This window comes from Streptomyces sp. NPDC091209 (assembly GCF_044757755.1).
GTDB lineage: Bacteria > Actinomycetota > Actinomycetes > Streptomycetales > Streptomycetaceae > Streptomyces.
Map to the genome: position 1 here is coordinate 41,444 of NZ_JBIVVR010000006.1, position 19,530 is coordinate 60,973.

Here is a 19,530-nt window from a genome sequence, read left to right on the forward strand (position 1 = left end):
GCCGGCGGTCCGGGGCCGGCGCGGGTCCCTACGCCCCGAGCACGGCCCGCAGTTGGGCCAGCCCCCAGTCCAGGTCGTCCTTGCTGATGACCAGGGGCGGGGCGATCCGGACGGTGACGCCGTGGGTGTCCTTGACCAGGACGCCCCGGTCCATCAGCTTCTCCGAGATCTCCCGGCCCGTGCCGTGTTCCGGGGCGATGTCGACGCCCGCCCACAGCCCGCGCCCACGCACCGCCGTGACATGGCCCGAGTCCTTCAACAGGCCCAGCTCATGGTGCAGATGCTCACCGAGCTCCGCCGCCCGCCGCTGGTACTCGCCCGACCGGAGCATCGCGATCACCTCCAGCGCCACCGCGCAGGCCAGCGGATTCCCGCCGAACGTCGATCCGTGCTCCCCGGGCCGGAACACCCCCAGCACCTCCGCGCTCGACACCACCGCCGACACCGGCACCACCCCGCCGCCGAGTGCCTTCCCGAGGACGTACACGTCCGGCACCACGCCCTCGTGCTCACACGCGAACGTACGGCCGGTCCGTCCCAGCCCCGATTGGATCTCGTCCGCGACGAAGAGCACGTCACGCTCCAGCGTCAGCTCCCGCACCGCCGGCAGATAGCCGGCCGGCGGCACCAGCACCCCCGCCTCCCCCTGGATCGGTTCGAGCAGGACGGCCACCGTGTTCTCCGTGACCGCCGCCCGCATCGCCGTCAGGTCCCCGTACGGCACGATCTCGAATCCCGGTGTGTACGGGCCGAAGTCGGCCCGCGCCTCCGGGTCCGTCGAGAAGCTGATGACCGTCGTCGTGCGCCCGTGGAAGTTGTTGCCCGCGACCACGATCTTCGCCATCTCCGCGGGGACGCCCTTGACCCGGTACCCCCACTTCCGGGCCGTCTTCACCGCGGTCTCCACCGCCTCCACGCCGGTGTTCATCGGCAGCACCATCTCCATGCCGCACAGCGACGCGAGCTCCCTGCAGAAGTCCGCGAACCGGTCGTGGTGGAACGCCCGCGACGTCAGCGTCACCCGGTCGAGCTGTGCCTTGGCCGCCTCGATCAGCCGCCGGTTGCCGTGGCCGAAATTCAGCGCCGAGTATCCGGCCAGCATGTCGAGGAAGCGGCGCCCCTCGACATCCGTCATCCAGGCTCCGTCCGCCGTCGCCACGACGACCGGCAGCGGGTGGTAGTTGTGCGCGCTGTGCGCGTCGGCCGAGGCGATGAACGCCTCCGTGGTCTCCCTGGCTTCCATGGCGGTCACGGGAACTCCGTTCTCTGACGAGCGGCACGGGGGCGGTGGCGCGGTCTTCCCCGGCACGCCGCACGGCGCGTTCTCCCCGGGCACGGACTCGTGTCGCCCGCGCGGGGCTGGGCTTGTGGCCTATTTCCTATCGTCGCTCGCATGGTGGACCGGGGACCCCGGTGATCCGGCGCGCCCGGTAGGCTGACCAGCGGGGCCGTGACTGGCGCGCTGGGATGGGACCGACCATCGGGGAGCGGCACCCGCGCTGTGGCTTCCCCGGGTGATTCCCGGACCTCTGAACGGAGAAGCAGGCCGTCCCGAGGGGCCCGGAGTTATCCGGGCGAGAGTCGCGGCAACCGAGTGCCGTGCGCCTGGGCCGACCCGTGAACGCTGAACGCCACGTCCGGAGGCCGTCATGCCCGAGCCCCTTTCCACCGAGTCCACCGCCTTCCGCAGCGCCCTCGACGTGATCCGGGCCGTGGAGCCCCGCGTCGCCGACGCCATCGGCCAGGAAGTCGCCGACCAGCGCGACATGCTGAAACTGATCGCGTCCGAGAACTACGCCTCCCCGGCCACCCTTTTGGCCATGGGCAACTGGTTCAGCGACAAGTACGCCGAGGGCACCATCGGCCGCCGCTTCTACGCCGGCTGCCGCAACGTCGACACCGTCGAGGCCCTCGCCGCCGAGCACGCCCGCGAACTGTTCGGCGCCGAGCACGCCTACGCCCAGCCGCACTCGGGCATCGACGCGAACCTCGTCGCCTTCTGGGCCGTCCTCGCCGCCCGCGTGGAGGCGCCGGCACTCGCCAAGGCGGGCGTCCGCAACGTCAACGACCTCTCCGAGGCCGACTGGGCCGAACTGCGCCAGGCCTTCGGCAACCAGCGCATGCTCGGCATGTCCCTGGACGCGGGCGGCCACCTCACCCACGGCTTCCGCCCGAACATCTCAGGCAAGATGTTCGACCAGCGCTCCTACGGCACCGACCCCGCCACCGGCCTCATCGACTACGAGGCACTGCGCGTCTCCGCCCGCGAGTTCAAGCCGCTGATCCTCGTCGCCGGCTACTCCGCCTACCCGCGTCTGGTGAACTTCCGCATCATGCGGGAGATCGCCGACGAGGCCGGCGCCACCCTCATGGTCGACATGGCGCACTTCGCCGGCCTGGTCGCGGGCAAGGTCCTCACCGGTGACTTCGACCCGGTCCCGCACGCCCAGATCGTCACCACCACCACGCACAAGTCGCTGCGCGGCCCGCGCGGTGGCATGGTCCTGTGCGACGAGACCCTCGCCGAGCAGGTCGACCGCGGCTGCCCGATGGTCCTCGGCGGCCCCCTCCCGCACGTCATGGCCGCCAAGGCCGTCGCGCTCGCCGAGGCCCGCCGCCCCGAGTTCCGCGACTACGCCCAGGCCGTCGTGGACAACTCCCGTGCCCTGGCCGAGGGGCTGATGCGGCGCGGCGCCACCCTGGTCACCGGCGGCACCGACAACCACCTGAACCTCATCGACGTCGCCTCCTCCTACGGCCTGACCGGCCGCCAGGCGGAGTCCGCCCTGCTCGACTCGGGCATCGTCACCAACCGCAACGCCATCCCGGCCGACCCGAACGGCGCCTGGTACACGTCCGGCATCCGCATCGGCACCCCCGCGCTGACCACCCGTGGTCTCGGCGCGACCGAGATGGACGAGATCGCCGGTCTGATCGACCGCGTCCTCACCGCCGCCGAGCCCGGCACCACCGCCAAGGGCGCCCCGTCCAAGGCCCAGCACGTCCTGGACGCGAAGATCTCCGACGAGATCGCGCACCGCGCCACCGACCTGCTGGCCCCGTTCCCGCTCTACCCGGAGATCGACCTCGGCTGACGCACCGCACCGCACCCGGGCCGGATCCGTCCGGCCCGGACCGGCGGCGGGGTCGGGGTCGGGGTCGGACCGATCATGGTCCGTCCGACCCGAGGCGCTCAGGCCCGGTCAGTTCAGGTCGGGCCGGGTCACGCCGGGTCGGCCGGTCACTGGACCTCGATCAGTTCCTGGCGTGACCCCAGCAGCGGCCCGGCATTCTCACGCCGGGCCCGGACCGCCGCGTGGCAGATGAACCACGTGGCCCCGGCGCCGAGCGCCACGCCCGCCGCGAGCCCGGGCACCGCCCAGAACCCCGGGTCCAGTTCCACTGTGGGGGCGGCCACGGTCGACCCGGAGCCGAAGAGCCTTCCGTCCTTCGTCAGCTCGTCGAACACCGAGCGCGACGCCGGATGCCAGCGGATTTCGTGGTTCATCGAGTCCGGCGACAGATTCGACCGCACCCACGGCGTACCGTCCAAGGCGAGGTACACCTGGTCCTGGCGCTCCATGACGACATCACCGCCGGGTGTCCGGTGGGCGGTCCGCGTCCCGTCCTCGGTACCCGTGACCCCCCAGATCACCGTGGCCTGCGGTTCGGGGAGGTGGCCGTCCCTCCACCCGTCGGGCGCCTGCTGCGTTCCCGTGTACCGGGGCGACAGCAGCCGCCACAGCCGTCCGAAGTCCGGGTCCTCGATGTGCAGCGTGGTCGTCCGACCCGTGTCACCGGCGATGGTCAGGGCGACGTCCGGGCTGTCCCCCGGGGAGCGTTCCGCAGCGTGCTCCGCGCTCTCCAGGACCGCCGGTGAGACCACCGGCGCACTCGCCACCGGGCCGGCCAGGGCGGACGGTGCCGTCGACACCACCGCCACGGCGGCCGCCCCCAACGTTCCTACCACCGTGACCAGTTCACGAAGCCCGCGCATGGAACCCCCAACCAGCCGACGCAGAGTCGGCCCGCACACCGTTGTGCCAATTTCTGGGTGCACCGCCGGGGACCCGCCGGGGTTCCCCCTCCACGACGACGTCCGAGCAGTGCTCCGCCCTGCCGAATCCGGCTACCTGGCGTTCGGGCATTCTTAAGCCCCCATGACCTCGAAGGCACCCCCTCCAGCCGGAATGTCACCTCACCGTTGCACTTGTATGACAGTGGGTGTTCGAAAACCGCTCAGGTGAGCGAAATGGTGACCGTCTGTGCTGACGCGTCGGAGGCTCGGAGGGTGCGGTTTACCGGAACAACGGGGCCGGCCCACCTGGTCCCGTCTCTTTCCGGCCAGTTCCCGAGTGGGCCCCGGCACCTGAGAGAATGGTGAACATGGCCTCTGACAGTCCTCGCGTGCTCTCCGGAATCCAGCCCACGGCAGGCTCGTTCCACCTCGGCAACTACCTCGGCGCCGTCCGTCAGTGGGTGGCGCTCCAGGAGTCCCACGACGCGTTCTACATGGTCGTCGACCTGCACGCGATCACGATCCCGCAGGACCCCGCGGACCTGCGTGCCAACACCCGGCTCGCCGCGGCGCAGCTGCTCGCCGCCGGTCTCGACCCGGAGCGGTGCACGCTCTTCGTCCAGAGCCATGTCCCCGAGCACGCGCAGCTCGCCTGGATCATGAACTGCCTCACCGGTTTCGGCGAGGCGTCGCGCATGACGCAGTTCAAGGACAAGTCGGCCAAGCAGGGCGCCGACCGCGCGAGCGTCGGCCTCTTCACGTACCCGGTCCTCCAGGTGGCGGACATCCTGCTGTACCAGGCCAACGAGGTCCCGGTCGGTGAGGACCAGCGCCAGCACATCGAGCTCACGCGGGACCTCGCGGAGCGTTTCAACGGCCGCTTCGGCGAGACGTTCAGGATTCCCAAGCCGTACATCCTCAAGGAGACGGCGAAGATCTTCGATCTCCAGGACCCGTCGATCAAGATGAGCAAGTCGGCCTCGACGCCGAAGGGCCTCATCAATCTGCTCGACGATCCGAAGGCGACCGCCAAGAAGGTCAAGAGCGCGGTCACCGACACGGACACCGTCATCAGGTATGACACGGTGGCGAAGCCGGGTATCAGCAATCTGTTGACCATCTACTCGACGCTCACCGGGACCGGAATCGGTGAACTGGAGCAGCGGTACACGGGCAAGGGCTACGGCGCTCTGAAAACGGACCTCGCCGAGGTCATGGTCGACTTCGTGACGCCGTTCCGTGAGCGCACCCAGCAGTATCTGGACGACCCCGAGACCCTCGACTCGATCCTGGCCAAGGGCGCCGAGAAGGCGCGCGCCGTCGCCGCGGAGACACTCTCCCAGGCGTACGACAGGGTCGGATTCCTGCCCGCCAAGCACTGACGGCCCGGGCCGCCACCGAACGCGCGGCCGTGCCCCGGCCGTACGGCGGCGGCACGGCCCTCTACCACAGCACCTTCGGCAGTCAGTACGAGACGAGCGCGACACTCGCGCGGCGGCCGATTGCGGGTCATACCGCCGTACAGTCGGAAGCCGGGCAGGGCGGGCAACCGCCTCCGCCCGCGCAGCACCACCGAACAGCCCTGACCATCGACAACGACAGGAGACGACGTGGGGACCGTAACGATCGGTGTGTCGATCGCGGTCCCGGAGCCTCACGGCAGCCTGCTCCAGGAGCGGCGCGCGGGCTTCGGCGACCCCGCGGCTTCCGGCATTCCCACCCACGTCACCCTGCTGCCGCCCACCGAGGTCGAGGGCGCGGCGCTGCCCGCGATCGAGGCGCACCTCGTCGAGGTCGCGGCCGCCGGGCGCCCGTTCCCGATGCGGCTGTGCGGCACGGGCACCTTCCGCCCCCTGTCGCCGGTCGTCTACGTACGGGTCGCCGACGGCGCGGAGGCCTGCGCCTGGCTGCAGAAGCAGGTCCGGGACGCCTCGGGTCCCGTCGCCCGCGAGCTGCAGTTCCCGTACCACCCGCACGTCACCGTGGCGCACGGCATCGACGACGCGGCGATGGACCGGGCCTTCGAGGCGCTCTCCGGGTACGAGGCCGGGTGGCCCTGCACCGGATTCGCCCTCTACGAACAGGGCGCCGACGGCGTGTGGCGCAAGCTCCGCGAGTTCGCCTTCGGCGGCGCCGTGGTGCCCCCGCAGGCGTCCGCGCCCGAGCGGGACACCACACTGCCGGCGCTCTAGGAACACCGCCGGGCCTCCCGTGACGGCACGGCCTCAGATCGGCAGCCGCCGGAACACCGCTCGTGGTGTGTGCCGCAGCGCCGACATGACCATCCTGAGGGCCCCCGGCACCCACACCGTCTCGGACCGGCGCCGCAGCCCCAGCTCGATCGCCGCGGCCACCGCCTCCGGAGTCGTCGACAGCGGCACGTCATCCAGACCGGCTGTCATCCGCGTACGGACGAACCCGGGGCGTACGACCATGACGTGCGCGCCCGTGCCGTACAGGGCGTCGCCGAGGCCCTGCGCGAAGGCGTCCAGGCCCGCCTTGCTTGAGCCGTAGATGAAGTTCGAGCGGCGGGCGCGCTCGCCCGCGACCGAGGACAGGACCACCAGGGAACCGTGACCCTGCGTCTGCAGGGCCCGCGCGCAGACCAGGCCGGACGACACCGCGCCCGTGTAGTTGGTCTGCGCCACCCGCACCGCCGCGACCGGCTCCTTCTCGTCCAGCGCCTGGTCGCCGAGCACCCCGAAGGCCATCAGCGCCATGTCGATGTCGCCCTCGGCGAAGACCTTGCCGAGCACGGCCTCGTGGGACTCGGGGTCGAGGGCGTCGAAGGCGACGGTACGGGCGTCCGCGCCGAGCCGGCGCAGCTGCCCGGCGGCCTCCTCCAGAGCGGGCGTCGGCCGGCCGGCGAGCCACACCGTGCGGGTGCGCCGGGTGATCAGCCGGCGCGCGGTGGCCAGCGCGATCTCGGACGTGCCGCCGAGAATCAGCAGGGACTGGGGGATACCGAAGGCGTCCTTCATGACAGCTCCTAGGGACGAGGGAACGAAGACGGGCGGCCGGGAAGGGCGCTCTAGAGGGCGAGGCGGCGGGACAGGTCCGAGGTGAAGACCCCCCGTGGATCCAGCTCCTGCCGGAGGGACCGGAACACGCCGAGCCGCGGGTACATCGCGGCCAGCAGCTCGGGCCGCAGCCGCGCGTCCTTGGCGAGGTACACGCGTCCCCCGGCGCCCGCCACCTCCTCGTCCAGCTCGTCGAGGAAGGCGCCGAGCCCCGGCAGGCCCGCCGGGATGTCCAGGGCCAGGGTCCAGCCGGGCATGGGGAAGGACAGCCAGCCCGGATCACCCGCTCCGAAGCGCTTCAGGACGGCGAGGAAGGACGGGCAACGGCGCTCGGAGATCCGCCGCACGATCCGGCGCAGGGTCTCCTCCCGCCCGTGTCCGACGACGAACTGGTACTGGACGAAGCCACCGCGCCCGTAGACGCGGTTCCAGTGCGGCACCCCGTCGAGGGGATGGAAGAACGCGGGGATCCGCTGGAGTTCACCGGTCCGCGCGCGGGGCGCCTTGCGGTACCAGAGCTCGTTGAAGAGGCCCACCGTCGTCCGCCCGAGGAGCCCTTCCGGGACGAAGGCGGGGGCGGCCGGCAGGTGGGAGGGGCGGAACGCCGGCGGGTTTCTGCGCGCGCGTGCGGGCAGCGAGTCCAGCGGCGCGTGATCGCCGCGGGTCAGCACCGAGCGCCCCATGCGCGCCCCGCGCGCGAGGAGGTCGATCCAGGCGACCGAGTAGCGGTACCGGTGGTCGGTGGCGGTGAGGCGGGCCATCAGGTCGTCCAGGTCCACCGCGCGTTCGGTGTCGACGGACATCAGGGAGGTCTCCACCGGCTGGAGGCGGACGGTCGCCGTGAGGATCACACCGGTCAGCCCCATGCCGCCCGCCGTGGCGTCGAACAGAGGGGTGCCGCGTCCGACCGTCCGGATCTCGCCGTCCGCGGTCAGCAGTTCGAAGGACGGGACGTGACGGGCGAACGAGCCGGACCCGTGGTGGTTCTTGCCGTGGATGTCCGCGCCGATCGCGCCGCCCACGGTCACATGGCGGGTCCCCGGTGTCACCGGCACGAACCAGCCGAGGGGGAGCAGGACCTCCATGAGCCGGTGCAGGGACACCCCCGCGTCGCACCGCACCGTGCCGCCGTCCACGTCGATGGCGTGGATCCGGTCCAGGCCCGTCATGTCGAGCACCGCTCCACCCGCGTTCTGGGCGGCGTCCCCGTACGCCCGCCCGAGCCCCCGGGCGATGCCTCCGCGCACCCCGCAGTCCCGGACGGCCGCCGCTGCCTCCTCGTAGGTGCGAGGGCGGACCAGTCGGGCGGTGGTCGGGGCGGTGCGGCCCCAACCCGTGACGGTGACGGTGTCGGCAGGCATGACCGTGACCGTAGCGCCGCCAGGGGTGCACAACGGGGCAATCTACCCGGCCTTCACGGCTCCTCACCGAAATGGGTGATTAATGGGATGTCGTTCAAGATTGCCGTAATTCTGCGACCGCTCCCTAGAAGAGTGGCATCACATGGACGACCTTGACGACCGTGACGAGACGGATCGGCGGCTTGACGACCATGGCCACCGTGGTGACATGGATCGACGGCCGGACGGCCGCGGCCACCGGGGCGGCGGCACGGACCAGCGGCGTGACGGCGCCGGCCACCGCGGCGGCACGGACCGCGGACCGGGTGACCTCGACCGTCGGCTGCTGTCCGCCTTCCACGCGTACGGCAGGGACCCGCGCGTCGCGGCCGTCGCCCGTGCCCTGTCCGGGAGCGGGGAACACGGCGCCCTGTGGATCACCGCGGGCCTCGCGGGGGCGGTCGCCGACCGCGAGCGACGCGGCGCGTGGTTGCGCGCGACGGCGCTCACCGCCACCGCGCACCTCGCGAGCATCGGGGTGAAGCGGATCGTGCGCCGCCCGCGCCCCCCGCACGTGGAGCCCCGGATGCGCACGGCCGGACGGCACTCCCTCCCCAGCTCGCACGCCACCTCCGCGACCGCCGCGGCGGTCGCCTACGGCGCGCTCGGCGCGTACGCCGTCCCGCCGCTCGCCGCCGCGATGTGCCTCTCGCGGCTCGTCGTCGGCGTCCACTACCCCACCGATGTCGCCGCCGGCGCGGCCCTGGGCGCCGCGGCGGCCGGACTGGGCGCCCGCTGGATCGGGGCCGGCCATGGCTGAGCGCACGGCGGTTCTGGAACGCGCCCCGGCCGTCGCCCCGCCGCCGAGGAGCCTGACCGGGCTTCTCCGGGGCCTCGTCAGGACCACGCGTCCCCGCCAATGGGTGAAGAACGTGCTCGTCGTGGCCGCCCCGGCCGCCGCGGGCCGGCTCTTCTCGCAGCACGCGCTCGGCCAACTGGCCCTGGTATTCGTCCTGTTCACCGCCTGCGCCGCCGCCGTCTACCTGATCAACGACGCCCGGGACGCCGTCGCCGACCGCGCCCACCCGGTGAAGCGCCACCGCCCGGTCGCCGCGGGCCAGGTCCCCGTCCCGGCCGCGTACGCCGTCGGAGGCACCCTCGGAGTCCTCGCGCCCGCCGTCGCCGCATGGTTCTGCTCACCGGCCGTCTGCGCGCTGCTGATCGCGTATGTCGGCATACAACTGGCGTACTGCGTCAGCCTGAAGCACGTGCTCGTCGTGGACCTCGTCGTCGTCACCACCGGGTTCCTGATGCGGGCGATGATCGGCGGTCTGGCCCTCGGCATCCCGCTCTCGCGCTGGTTCCTGATCACCACGGGCTTCGGGGCGCTGTTCATGGTCTCGGCGAAGCGTTACTCCGAGGCCGTGCAGATGGCGGGCACGGCGGGCGCCACGCGCGCGTTGCTCACCGAGTACACGACCGGCTATCTGCGCTTCGTCTGGCAACTGGCCGCCGGGGTCTCCGTCCTCGGCTACTGCCTGTGGGCCCTGGAGGAGGGCGGAGTACCGAGCAACGGCATGCTGCCCTGGCGTCAGCTGTCCATGGTCGCCTTCATCCTGGCCGTCCTGCGCTACGCCGTCTTCGCCGACCGGGGCACGGCGGGCGAGCCGGAGGACGTGGTCCTGCGGGACCGTCCGCTCGCCCTCATCGGCCTGGTGTGGCTGGCGATGTACGGACTCGCCGTGGCGAACTGGTGAGCGTCACCGAGGACCGGCCCGGCTCCGGGCTCCCCGCCGCCCGTGGGGCGGGCCGGGCGGCGCCCGCACCGCGAGCCGCCGTCACGGGCTCGGGGGTGGCCCCCGGGGAGCCCCACCTCCGGAAGCGGTTCCTGCGCGAGCTCCTCGGGTTCGCCGCCGTCGGCGTCCTCGCCTACGCGGCCGACCTCGGCCTGTTCGTCTGGCTGCGCGCTCCCGCGGCTCTGGACCCGCTGTCCGCCAAGGCGCTGTCCTTCCTGGCCGGCTGTTCGGTGGCGTACGCGGGGAACGCGCTCGGTACCTACCGGCACGCGGCGGCCCGCGGCCCGCGCCCGTACATGATCTTCTTCGCGGTGAACATCGCGGGCGCGCTCGTACAACTGCTGTGCCTCGTCGTCAGCCACTACGGTCTCGGATACACGTCACCGCGTGCGGACACCCTCTCGGGCGCGGGAATCGGGATGGCACTCGCCACTGTCCTGCGTTTTTGGGGTACCCGGTCACTGGTTTTCCGAGGCGAGGGCAGAGTCGGATCATGGACTGGCTGACAAAGATTCCCGGCGTGGGCCCCCTGGTCGTGCGCCTGATGGCCACGCACGCGTGGCGGTCGTACGAGCGGCTCGACCGTGTGAAGTGGACACGGCTCGCCGCGGCGATGACCTTCATCAGCTTCGTGGCGCTGTTCCCGCTGCTGACCCTGGCCGCCGCGATCGGGGCCGCCACGCTCAGCGGTCAGCAGCAGAAGGACCTCCAGGACAAGCTCGCCGAGCAGGTGCCGGGCATCTCCGACCAGCTCGACATCCACGGCCTCGTCCAGAACGCCGGCACGGTCGGGGTCGTCGCGGGTGCCCTGCTGCTGGTCACCGGCATCGGCTGGGTCGGCTCGATGCGGGAGTGCCTGCGCGCGGTCTGGGAACTGCCCGACAGCGAGGGGAACCCCTTCCTGCGCAAGCTCAAGGACGCCGGGGTACTCGTCGGCCTGGGCGGCGCCGTGCTGCTCACCATCGCCGTCTCCACGCTCGCGTCCACGGCGATGGGCTGGTCGGCGCGGCACGTGGGCCTCGACGGGAACGGCTGGGGGAGCACGCTGCTCCAGGCGGCCGCCTTCGGCGTGGCCGTGCTCGCCGACTTCCTGGTCCTGCTGTACGTCCTCACGCTGCTGCCCGGCGTCGAGCCGCCGCGCCGTCGGCTGATCGTCGCGGCGCTGATCGGCGCCGTCGGGTTCGAGCTGCTCAAGCTGCTGCTCAGCGGCTATATGCGGGGTGTGGCGTCGAAGAGCATGTACGGCGCCTTCGGGGTGCCGATCGCGCTGCTCCTGTGGATCAACCTCACCTCGAAACTGCTCCTGTACTCCGCCGCCTGGACGGCCACGAGAAGCGGGGAGCCGGCCAGGGAGGCGGCGGGTCCGGACGAGCCCGAGAACCCGGAGGAACCGGCCGGTTCGCGGGAACCGTCCGGCCCGCAGGAACGGTCCGAACAGTCCGAACGGTCCGAACCGGCCGGCTCGGAGGACCGGAGGACCTCGGGGGCTCCGAAGGACGCGAAGGCTCCGGAGCCCCGGGTGGTCAGCGGCGGCGGCGCATCAGGTCCGGCAGCGGCCAGCGCCGGTTGACGAGGAAGACGCCCGCCGTGAGCAGGACGAGGAAGCCGCCCGTGAGGCCCAGCGCGACGCCGATGCCGCTCGTACCGCCCTTCGTCGCGGCGGTGGAGGCCGCCACCGGCTTCGTGGAGGCGTTCGCGGAGTTCGCGCCGGAGCCCGTGCCGGAGCTCGCACCGCCCGATGCCTTCGCACCCGGCTGGGCGGTGGTGTCGACACCCTTGGGCGGGACCAGTTCGCCCACCGGCTGGACCTTGTCCGCTGCCTGGAATCCCCAGTCGAGAAGCTGCGCGGCCTCCTTGTAGACCTCGTTGTGCTCCTTCTTCTCCGGGTTCATGACCGTGACGAGCAGCACCTTGCCGCCGCGTTCGGCGACACCCGTGAAGGTGGCGCCCGCGTTGGTGGTGTTGCCGTTCTTCACGCCCGCGATGCCCTGGTACGCGCTGATGTCGCTGTCGCCGGTCAGCAGCCGGTTGGTGTTCCGGATCTCGGAGGACGCGCGGCCGGTCGTGCCCTTCTTGTTCCTGGTCGTCGCGCCGGGGAAGGTCGCCCGCGCCGTCGAGCAGTACTCCCGGAAGTCCTTCTTCTGGAGACCCGATCGGGCGAACAGCGTCAGGTCGTACGCCGACGACACCTGGCCCCGCGCGTCATAGCCGTCCGGGCTCACCACGTGTGTGTCGAGGGCCTGGAGGTCCTCGGCGTGCGCCTGCATGTCCTTGACCGTCTCGCCGACGCCGCCGTTCATCGCGGACAGCACGTGCACGGCGTCGTTCCCGGAACGGAGGAAGACACCGAGCCACAGGTCGTGGACGGTGTAGGTCTCGTTCTCCTTTATGCCCACCATGCTGGAGTCCGCGCCGATGCCCGCCAGGTCGGAGGAGACCACCTTGTGCGCGGTGGTCCTCGGGAACTTGGGCAGCACCGTGTCGGCGAACAGCATCTTCAGGGTGCTCGCCGGGGGCAGCCGCCAGTGCGCGTTGTGAGCGGCCAGGATGTCGCCCGACTCCGCGTCGGCGACGATCCAGGAACGGGCGGTGATGTCCCCGGGCAGGACGGGGGCGCCGCCGCCGAGGTTCACCTGATTGCCGGGCCGGCCGAGCCGCTCTCCGCCGAGGGTCGACATGGTCGCGGGGGGAGTGGCGGACGGCGAGGCCGTGGGGCTCTCCGTCGGGGCGGTGTCGTCGGCGGCGTCGGCGAACGCGGGCGCGGTGAGCGAAAGGGTCAACAAGGTGGCGGAAGCGACCAGGGAGGATCGCCGAATGGTCTTTTTCGAGGCGGACACGATCGAGAAATTACAGTGGTCGTGACCGGAAGTCCCAGCACCGCTCGGGGAAGCCGCCTCGTCCTCTCCACCCCGGCGCCGGATCACGGTGGGCGACAGCGATACTGAACGTATGAAGCTCAGCCGCCCCGTGTCCTGGTTCCTGCTCGCCTTCGGGGTGTGGAGTTGGGTCATTTGGGTCACTTTCGCTAAGAATCTCTGGCAGGACGCCAGTGGGCTCGCGTTCGACGACGCGGGCGATCCGACCGCCTACTTCTGGGTGCATCTGACGCTCGCCGTCGTGTCGTTTGTCCTTGGGACGGTCGTCGGGGTCATCGGGTTGCGCGGCGTACGCGCTTTGCGCCAGACGTCATAACGGGGGATACGGCGGCATGGTCATCTTGTTCGTGTTGGCGGGCGTCGCGGCCCTGGCCGTGCTCGGCGGGCTGCACTGGTACGCCTGGCGCCGGCTGGTGCGGGACACCACGGCCGGCCCCGGAGCGGTCCGCCGGGTGGGCACGGCCGTGTTCGTCGCCGGACCGCTGCTGATGATCGGCGCCGTCGCGAGCGAGCGCGCTGGTGCACCCTTCTGGCTCCAGCGGACGCTGTCCTGGCCCGGGTTCCTGTGGATGGCGCTGGCCCTGTACCTGCTGCTGGCGCTGCTGGCCGGGGAGGTCGTACGACCGCTCCTGCGGTGGGCCGTGGAGCGCCGGGCGGCCGGACGACAGGAGATCGGCGGGGCCGCGATCCCCGCCGCGACGGCGGAGGCGGAGGCGGCGCCGCGCGAGAGCGTACGGTCCGGCTCCGCCGTGTCGCCTTCGGCGGAACGGCCGCCCCTCGCGGGTCGGCCGACCCCCGCGGAACGGCCGACCCCCGCGGAACGGCCGGAACTGACCGAAGGATCGACGCCCGCGGCGCCTGCCGGATCGGCGGCGCCTGCGGCGCCCGCCGGGCCGACGGAGTTGGCGGAATCAGCGGGGCTGGTGGAACCGGCTGGGGCGCCCGGGAGGGCAGGCATGGCCGGAGCTGCCGGGCCAGCCGGAGCGGCTGAGACGGCCGGGCCGGCCGGAGTACCCGGAGTGCCCGGGTCGACAAGGTTGGTCGGAACTGCCGGAGCTGACGGACCTGCGGAAGCTGCCGGTGCGGCTGAGGCGGGCGGAGCTGCCGGTGTGGTGCGGGCGGCCGGAGCGGCGGGGGGTGTTCGGGCGCCGTCGCGGCGTCTTTTCGTCTCGCGGATCGTGGGCGGGGCGGCCGCGGCCGCCGCGGTGGGGACCGTGGGCTACGGGACGTACGGCGTCCTGCGCGGGCCCGCGGTCAAGCGCGTCACCGTGCCGCTCGCCAAACTGCCCCGGTCCGCCCACGGTTTCCGGATCGCCGTCGTGAGCGACATCCACCTGGGGCCGGTGCTCGGGCGCGGTTTCGCCCAGAAGGTCGTCGACACCATCAACTCCACGCAGCCCGACCTGATCGCCGTCGTCGGCGACCTGGTCGATGGCAGCGTGAAGGACCTCGGACCCGCCGCCGCGCCGCTCGCCCGGCTGCGAGCCCGGCACGGGTCCTACTTCGTCACCGGGAACCACGAGTACTTCTCCGGAGCCGAGCAGTGGATCCGGGAGGTCCGCGAGCTCGGGATCCATCCCCTGGAGAACGCGCGGACCGAGCTGGCCGGATTCGACCTCGCCGGTGTGAACGACCTCCAGGGCGAGAGCGAGGGGCAGGGCCCCGACTTCGGCAAGGCCCTCGGGGACCGGGACAGGACGCGGGCCTGTGTGCTGCTCGCACATCAGCCGGTGCAGATCCATGAGGCGGTACGCCATGGGGTCGACCTCCAGTTGTCCGGACACACGCACGGCGGCCAGCTCTGGCCGGGAAACTTCGTGGCGGCCGCCGCCAACCCGACCCTCGCGGGCCTGGAGCGCTACGGAGACACGCAGTTGTACGTCTCCCGGGGCGCGGGAGCCTGGGGGCCGCCGACCCGGGTCGGCGCGCCCTCGGACATCACGGTCGTCGAACTGGCCTCGCGCGAAGCCTGAGGATCCGCTGTGAAACGGGCCGGAAATGATCATTTCTGTCGGTCCGGCGTACTCTTCCCGATCCCCTTCCCCGCTTGAAACTCCTGTGGTTAGGTGATCCGCGTCACTAGGGGAGTGGCGTGCGGTGGGCCTGGGGAGGGCACCGATGCGATCGGTTCGCTTATGGATTCTGGCGACGCTGCTCGTGCTGGCGGGCGTGGGTGTGGCCGGCTGGCAACTGATGCCGGCGAAGGAGAACCGCGACCGCACCATCACGGTCGGCACCACGGACGCCGTCACGTCGCTCGACCCGGCCGGTGCCTACGACGCCGGATCCTGGGCCCTGTTCAGCAATGTCTTCCAGTCGCTGCTCACCTTCGAGCCGGGCGGCGCCAAGCCCGTTCCGGATGCCGCCAAGAGCTGCGCGTTCACCGACACGGGGCTGCGCACCTATCGCTGCGCACTCCGTGACGACCTGACGTTCGCGAGCGGGCGCAGCGTGACCGCCGAGGACGTGAAGTTCTCCTTCGACCGCGTCCGGCGCATCGACGACGAGGTGGGGCCCGCGTCCCTCTTCTCCACCCTGGGCAGCGTGGACGCGAGCGGGCGGACCGTCACCTTCCATCTGTCCTCGCCCGACGCGACCTTCCCGTTCAAGGTCGCGACGGGCGCCGGATCGATCGTCGACAGCACCCGCTACCCCAGGCGCACCCTGCGCACCGACACGGGCGCCGACGGCACCGGGCCGTACGTCCTGACGTCGTACACGAAGAACACGCGGGCCGTCCTCGCTCCCAACCCCCGCTACAAGGGCGCCATCAGCGCCCTCGGCAGGCCCGTCGTGCTGCGCTACTACCCCAACTCGCAGGCGCTGGAGGTGGCCCGGAAGGCCAAGGGGCTGGATGTCGCGGCCCGGCAGCTCCCGCCCGCCGTGCTCGCCGCCCTCTCGCCGAGTGACCCCGCGCAGCGCGTCACCGAGGCCGAGAGCGCCGAGACCCGCAACCTCGTCCTCGACGTGCGCCCGGGGTCGCCGCTGCACGACCGGCGGGTACGGCAGGCCATCGCCTCGCTGATCGACCGCGAGGAACTGGTCGGCCGGACGTACAAGGGGACCACCGACGCGCTGTACGGGCTGATCCCGGCCGGGATCACGGGGCACGCGACGTCGTTCTTCGACGACTATCCACAACCGGACGCCAGGAAGGCGCGGGCCCTGCTGACCGCGGCCGGGGTGTCGCCGCCCGTGCGCTTCACCTACGGGTTCGCCGAGGGGCGGGGCGCCGCGGGCGAGGAGGCCGCCGAGCTCAAGCGGCAGCTCGAGGCGAGCGGACTGTTCAAGGTGACGACCGAGGGGTTCGAGTGGACCGAGTTCCAGAAGCGGTACGCGGAGGGCGGTCTGGACGCCTGGGCGGTCGGCTGGGTCGCCGACTATCCCGACGCGGACACCTTCGGCTCGCCGCTGGTCGGCACCGGGAACAGCATGAAGAACGGCTACAGCAGCAAGGACGTCGACCGTCTGATCCAGGAGACCCGGCAGGACGCCGACCGCAGTCGTACGGCGGACGCGTTCCGGCGGCTCCAGCAAGTCGTCGCCCAGGACGTCCCGTTGATTCCCTTGTGGCAGCGCAAGGACTACGTCGTCAGCAGTGAGGACGTCAGCGGCGGCCAGTATCTGTCCGACGGGACCGGCGTCTTCCGCCTCTGGCTGCTGAGCTGGCTGTGACAACTCCCGTGATCCGTAAGCCTTTTGCCGCCCGCTGCGGGTTGCCCATGCGACGTGACGGCCGCGGGCGGCGGTCACGGCCCTCGACGTGACCGCCGCCCGCGGATGAACAACCGGTCCCTCTACGGATGCGGAGTGGATCCGTACGCCGTCAGGAAGCGGTCGCGGAACGCGCTCATCTTCCAGACCGGCGTGTCCTTCCGGGGCTGCAGGCCGTCCGCCCAGCCCCAGTCGGCGATCTTGTCGAGCACCTTCGGATCCTTGGCGACGATGGAGACGGGCACGTCGCGGCTGGCGTGGTTGCCGCTGACCCGGGCGATCGGCTGGTGGTCGCCGAGGAAGATCAGCACGGTGTTCTTGTTGCCGTACCTCACCAGATAGTCGATGAGGCTCGTCACCGAGTACTGGATCGACTTGCCGTACTCCACCTTCGACTTCGGCGAGCTGGTGATGATGTCCGCGGGCTTCTTGCCGGCCTTCTGGATGGCGTCGTAGATCGTTCCGTCGCCGACCTGGTCCTGGGGGACCGTCTTGGGGATCGGCGCCCAGGGCTGGTGGCTGGAGGTCAGGATGATCGTCGACATCAGCGGCTTGTCGTGCTTCTTGCTGTGCACCAGGCGCTCGAACGCTGTCAGGGCGTACTGGTCGGGCATGGTCGACCAGCTGAACTTCGGCCCCTTGTAACCGAGATGGTGGGCGTCGTAGAGCTTGTCGATGCCGTAGAACTTCTGCTCGGGCCAGGCCTTCTGGATGCCCGGCATGACGCCGACGGTGTCGTAGTCGCCGGTCTTCTTGAAGGCCTCGGGCAGGGTCAGGTGGCTGCCCGAGGTCACTGTGCGGTAGCGCTGCTGGTTGTTGATCCACAGACCCGACAGGAACGTCGAGTGGCCGAGCCAGCTGCTGCCGCCGTACGTCGCCGAGGTGAGCCAGCCGCTCTTCGCCGCGAAACCGGCCTGGGTCAGCTTCTGGTTCTCCGAGGTCAGGGTCGCGTCGACGCCCGGTGCCATGACCGGGTCCTCGATGGCGCTGCGGCCGTAGCTCTCGATGAACGTGATGATCATGTCCTTGCCGCGCAGATCGGTGAGCAGCTGGCTGGGCGGCGTGTTCGCGAAGTTGTCCTTCTTGGATATCTTGGCGAACTCGGCCTCGTCCCGCAGCGTCCGCTGCACCGCCACCGCCCGGTCCTGGACGACCAGCGCGGTGTGCTCGGAGGCGATGGGCACCCCGCTGTACTGCGCGCCGAGCGCCGTGCAGGTGACCCAGGCGATGGCCATGACGAGCGTCGTGCGGGTCGCCGTCTCGGTGTTCCGGGCCACCAGGTTGCCCAGCCGGACGGCCGACATCGTCATGAGGGCCAGTACGGCGATCACGAGCACCACGACGAGTACCACGATGCCGAGCGCGCCGTCGTTGCCGAACGTGTCCTGGAGGTAGGCCTGCGCGTCGCCGAAGAGCGACCAGTCGAGGACGACGTTGAAGCCTCGCCCGAGGTATTCGTTGAAGCCGATGTCGAGGACGTTCAGGATGGTCAGGACGCCCAGGCCGAGCCCGGCGAACACCGTCACGGCGATCCGCGGCTTGCGGGGCAGGACGATCAGCAGCGCGGCGCCGAAGATCGCCTCCACCGGGAGACGCAGGAACTCGGCCGGCTTGAAGTAGTCCTCCTTGTTCGGCATGAGCAGCGCGAACAGGACGATTGCGGCGGCGAGGAGGGTCGTGCTCCAGGAGAGGATGCGGGCGGCGACGGGATACCGGTCCCGCCAGCCACGCCACCGGCCGCGCACGGGCGGTTCGTCTCCCGGCGGCTCGTCCCCGTCACCGGTCCCGCCCCCGACGGTCGTGTCCGGGGCATCCTCGGACGGGTCCGAGGCGTCGACGGTGCCCGCGCCGACCTCGGCCGACTCTTCGGCCACGGCCACGGTCGCGGCCCCGGTCCCCGTCGCGGTCGAGGCCGCTTCGGCGGAGCTGTCGGCGTCGGCGGGGGCATCGGTCGCGGCACCCGTCTCGACCGGGCTCCCGGCCTCGGTGTCCTTGCCGGTGCCGGTCCCGGCACCGGCGGGGGGCGGCGGTTCGGCGGAATTCGCTTCCGCCGAGGTCCCGTCCGGGTCCTCGGTCTCGGTGTCGGCGTCGGTCTCGGCCGTGGTCCCGGCCGCGACCGAGGGCGCGTCCGGCTCGGCCCCGGCGGCGAGCGTCTGTTCGGCGGAGTCGGCTTCCGCCGGAGGTTCGGCCGGGTCCCCGGGGTGGACGGAGGCGGCCCCCTCGGTCGGCGCGGCCGGGGCTGTCACGCCGGTCGGGCCGCCCTCGGGGGCCGCGTCGGCCGCTGCCTCCCCCTCGCCCGAGGCGGCGGCGTCCTCATCGGTGTCCGTGGCCGCATCCGTGGCCCTGTCCGAATCCTTCTCCGCGTCCGAGGCTGCGTCCGCGTCCGCGAGCGGCCCCGGCGCCGGCTCGTCGCGCGGAGGCGCCTCGTCCGTGTTCGGCAGCTGTCGAGAGCTCGTTTTGAACGACAACCCGGCGGTCCTTCCGTGCGGTGCGCGGTGGTGGCGTGGCGGACCGATCGAATGCGGCCGATTCGCCCTCATCTTGGTGTACGGGACCGCGGCGGCCGGTGTTCAACGGCCTCGGTCAGCTTCTTCCCAAGTCCGTTCCCACAGGTCACGGCGGTGCGAGCGGGGCTGTCCCGCCCGCACGGCAGTCCCGCGAGCGTCACCGGCCGCCGCCGTGGCCTTCCCACGGATGCCGGCACCCTCACCCCACCTGCGTCGGCACCTCGACCTCACCGGCGTCCGTGGTCCCGTCCACCGGTGT

16 protein-coding genes are annotated in these 19,530 nt (G+C 71.5%); 10 read left to right on the forward strand and 6 right to left on the reverse strand.

Going from position 1 to position 19,530, the window contains the following annotated elements; translation table 11 throughout:
- Positions 1 to 28: 28 nt before the first annotated feature.
- A complete protein-coding gene (gene rocD, locus ACIQRL_RS18490; RefSeq protein WP_401333321.1) occupies positions 29 to 1,243 on the reverse strand; it encodes an ornithine--oxo-acid transaminase in 1,215 nt (404 codons plus the stop codon).
- 406 nt (positions 1,244 to 1,649) lie between these two features.
- Here rocD and ACIQRL_RS18495 point away from each other — a divergent pair, with 406 nt between their 5' ends.
- The gene (locus tag ACIQRL_RS18495; RefSeq protein WP_401332489.1) at positions 1,650 to 3,095 is read left to right on the forward strand and encodes a glycine hydroxymethyltransferase; all 1,446 of its coding nucleotides are present in this window, start codon (positions 1,650 to 1,652) and stop codon (positions 3,093 to 3,095) included.
- A gap of 146 nt (positions 3,096 to 3,241) precedes the next feature.
- On the opposite strand, the gene ACIQRL_RS18500 is transcribed toward ACIQRL_RS18495, so the two are convergent.
- On the reverse strand, positions 3,242 to 3,997 hold the full coding sequence (locus ACIQRL_RS18500; RefSeq protein WP_401332491.1) for a hypothetical protein: 756 nt from the start codon (positions 3,995 to 3,997) through the stop codon (positions 3,242 to 3,244).
- Positions 3,998 to 4,386: 389 nt separating this feature from the next.
- Between ACIQRL_RS18500 and trpS the strand changes: the two genes are divergently transcribed.
- Positions 4,387 to 5,400, forward strand: a complete 1,014-nt coding sequence (trpS, locus tag ACIQRL_RS18505; protein ID WP_401332493.1) for a tryptophan--tRNA ligase — start codon at positions 4,387 to 4,389, stop codon at positions 5,398 to 5,400.
- A gap of 228 nt (positions 5,401 to 5,628) precedes the next feature.
- Positions 5,629 to 6,210, forward strand: a complete 582-nt coding sequence (locus tag ACIQRL_RS18510; protein ID WP_401332495.1) for a 2'-5' RNA ligase family protein — start codon at positions 5,629 to 5,631, stop codon at positions 6,208 to 6,210.
- 33 nt (positions 6,211 to 6,243) lie between these two features.
- On the opposite strand, the gene ACIQRL_RS18515 is transcribed toward ACIQRL_RS18510, so the two are convergent.
- Complete coding sequence (locus ACIQRL_RS18515; protein WP_401332497.1) at positions 6,244 to 6,999, reverse strand: decaprenylphospho-beta-D-erythro-pentofuranosid-2-ulose 2-reductase; 756 nt, start codon at positions 6,997 to 6,999, stop codon at positions 6,244 to 6,246.
- A 50-nt stretch (positions 7,000 to 7,049) separates the two neighbouring features.
- The gene (locus ACIQRL_RS18520; protein ID WP_401332499.1) at positions 7,050 to 8,399 is read right to left on the reverse strand and encodes an FAD-binding protein; all 1,350 of its coding nucleotides are present in this window, start codon (positions 8,397 to 8,399) and stop codon (positions 7,050 to 7,052) included.
- Between the two features lie 208 nt (positions 8,400 to 8,607).
- Between ACIQRL_RS18520 and ACIQRL_RS18525 the strand changes: the two genes are divergently transcribed.
- The 4 genes from ACIQRL_RS18525 (at position 8,608) to ACIQRL_RS18540 (ending at position 11,744) form a co-directional block, all read left to right on the forward strand.
- On the forward strand, positions 8,608 to 9,198 hold the full coding sequence (locus tag ACIQRL_RS18525; protein WP_401332501.1) for a phosphatase PAP2 family protein: 591 nt from the start codon (positions 8,608 to 8,610) through the stop codon (positions 9,196 to 9,198).
- Positions 9,191 to 10,135 (forward strand): decaprenyl-phosphate phosphoribosyltransferase, encoded by a 945-nt coding sequence (locus ACIQRL_RS18530; RefSeq protein ID WP_401332503.1) that lies wholly within the window; start codon positions 9,191 to 9,193, stop codon positions 10,133 to 10,135. The genes ACIQRL_RS18525 and ACIQRL_RS18530 overlap by 8 nt, the downstream gene beginning before the upstream one ends.
- A 95-nt stretch (positions 10,136 to 10,230) precedes the next feature.
- Positions 10,231 to 10,680 carry a GtrA family protein gene (locus tag ACIQRL_RS18535; protein ID WP_401333324.1) on the forward strand — a complete coding sequence of 150 codons (450 nt, stop codon included), beginning with the start codon at positions 10,231 to 10,233 and terminating at the stop codon, positions 10,678 to 10,680.
- Positions 10,668 to 11,744, forward strand: a complete 1,077-nt coding sequence (locus ACIQRL_RS18540) for a YihY/virulence factor BrkB family protein (protein ID WP_401332505.1) — start codon at positions 10,668 to 10,670, stop codon at positions 11,742 to 11,744. The genes ACIQRL_RS18535 and ACIQRL_RS18540 overlap by 13 nt, the downstream gene beginning before the upstream one ends.
- Here ACIQRL_RS18540 and ACIQRL_RS18545 read toward each other — a convergent pair.
- Positions 11,698 to 13,011, reverse strand: a complete 1,314-nt coding sequence (locus ACIQRL_RS18545; RefSeq protein ID WP_401332507.1) for a D-alanyl-D-alanine carboxypeptidase family protein — start codon at positions 13,009 to 13,011, stop codon at positions 11,698 to 11,700. The two genes, ACIQRL_RS18540 and ACIQRL_RS18545, sit on opposite strands and share 47 nt — an antisense overlap.
- A 112-nt stretch (positions 13,012 to 13,123) precedes the next feature.
- Here ACIQRL_RS18545 and ACIQRL_RS18550 point away from each other — a divergent pair, with 112 nt between their 5' ends.
- From ACIQRL_RS18550 to ACIQRL_RS18560, 3 genes are all read left to right on the forward strand, one after another.
- Complete coding sequence (locus ACIQRL_RS18550; RefSeq protein WP_361676383.1) at positions 13,124 to 13,366, forward strand: SCO4848 family membrane protein; 243 nt, start codon at positions 13,124 to 13,126, stop codon at positions 13,364 to 13,366.
- 16 nt (positions 13,367 to 13,382) lie between these two features.
- Positions 13,383 to 15,023: a metallophosphoesterase gene (locus ACIQRL_RS18555; protein ID WP_401332509.1), complete on the forward strand. Its 1,641-nt coding sequence runs from the start codon at positions 13,383 to 13,385 to the stop codon at positions 15,021 to 15,023.
- 145 nt (positions 15,024 to 15,168) lie between these two features.
- Positions 15,169 to 16,725: an ABC transporter substrate-binding protein gene (locus ACIQRL_RS18560; RefSeq protein WP_401332511.1), complete on the forward strand. Its 1,557-nt coding sequence runs from the start codon at positions 15,169 to 15,171 to the stop codon at positions 16,723 to 16,725.
- 122 nt (positions 16,726 to 16,847) lie between these two features.
- On the opposite strand, the gene ACIQRL_RS18565 is transcribed toward ACIQRL_RS18560, so the two are convergent.
- Positions 16,848 to 19,232: a sulfatase-like hydrolase/transferase gene (locus tag ACIQRL_RS18565; RefSeq protein WP_401332513.1), complete on the reverse strand. Its 2,385-nt coding sequence runs from the start codon at positions 19,230 to 19,232 to the stop codon at positions 16,848 to 16,850.
- Between the last annotated feature and the right edge of the window lie 298 nt (positions 19,233 to 19,530).

Excerpts from the sequence above, each read along its gene's own strand:
- rocD (WP_401333321.1), bottom strand. The coding sequence starts at position 1,243 with ATGGAAGCCAGGGAGACCACGGAGGCGTTCATCGCCTCGGCCGACGCG.
- ACIQRL_RS18495 (WP_401332489.1), top strand. The coding sequence starts at position 1,650 with ATGCCCGAGCCCCTTTCCACCGAGTCCACCGCCTTCCGCAGCGCCCTC.
- ACIQRL_RS18500 (WP_401332491.1), bottom strand. The coding sequence starts at position 3,997 with ATGCGCGGGCTTCGTGAACTGGTCACGGTGGTAGGAACGTTGGGGGCG.
- trpS (WP_401332493.1), top strand. The coding sequence starts at position 4,387 with ATGGCCTCTGACAGTCCTCGCGTGCTCTCCGGAATCCAGCCCACGGCA.
- ACIQRL_RS18515 (WP_401332497.1), bottom strand. The coding sequence starts at position 6,999 with ATGAAGGACGCCTTCGGTATCCCCCAGTCCCTGCTGATTCTCGGCGGC.
- ACIQRL_RS18520 (WP_401332499.1), bottom strand. The coding sequence starts at position 8,399 with ATGCCTGCCGACACCGTCACCGTCACGGGTTGGGGCCGCACCGCCCCG.
- ACIQRL_RS18525 (WP_401332501.1), top strand. The coding sequence starts at position 8,608 with ATGGATCGACGGCCGGACGGCCGCGGCCACCGGGGCGGCGGCACGGAC.
- ACIQRL_RS18530 (WP_401332503.1), top strand. The coding sequence starts at position 9,191 with ATGGCTGAGCGCACGGCGGTTCTGGAACGCGCCCCGGCCGTCGCCCCG.
- ACIQRL_RS18540 (WP_401332505.1), top strand. The coding sequence starts at position 10,668 with ATGGACTGGCTGACAAAGATTCCCGGCGTGGGCCCCCTGGTCGTGCGC.
- ACIQRL_RS18550 (WP_361676383.1), top strand. The coding sequence starts at position 13,124 with ATGAAGCTCAGCCGCCCCGTGTCCTGGTTCCTGCTCGCCTTCGGGGTG.
- ACIQRL_RS18555 (WP_401332509.1), top strand. The coding sequence starts at position 13,383 with ATGGTCATCTTGTTCGTGTTGGCGGGCGTCGCGGCCCTGGCCGTGCTC.
- ACIQRL_RS18560 (WP_401332511.1), top strand. The coding sequence starts at position 15,169 with ATGCGATCGGTTCGCTTATGGATTCTGGCGACGCTGCTCGTGCTGGCG.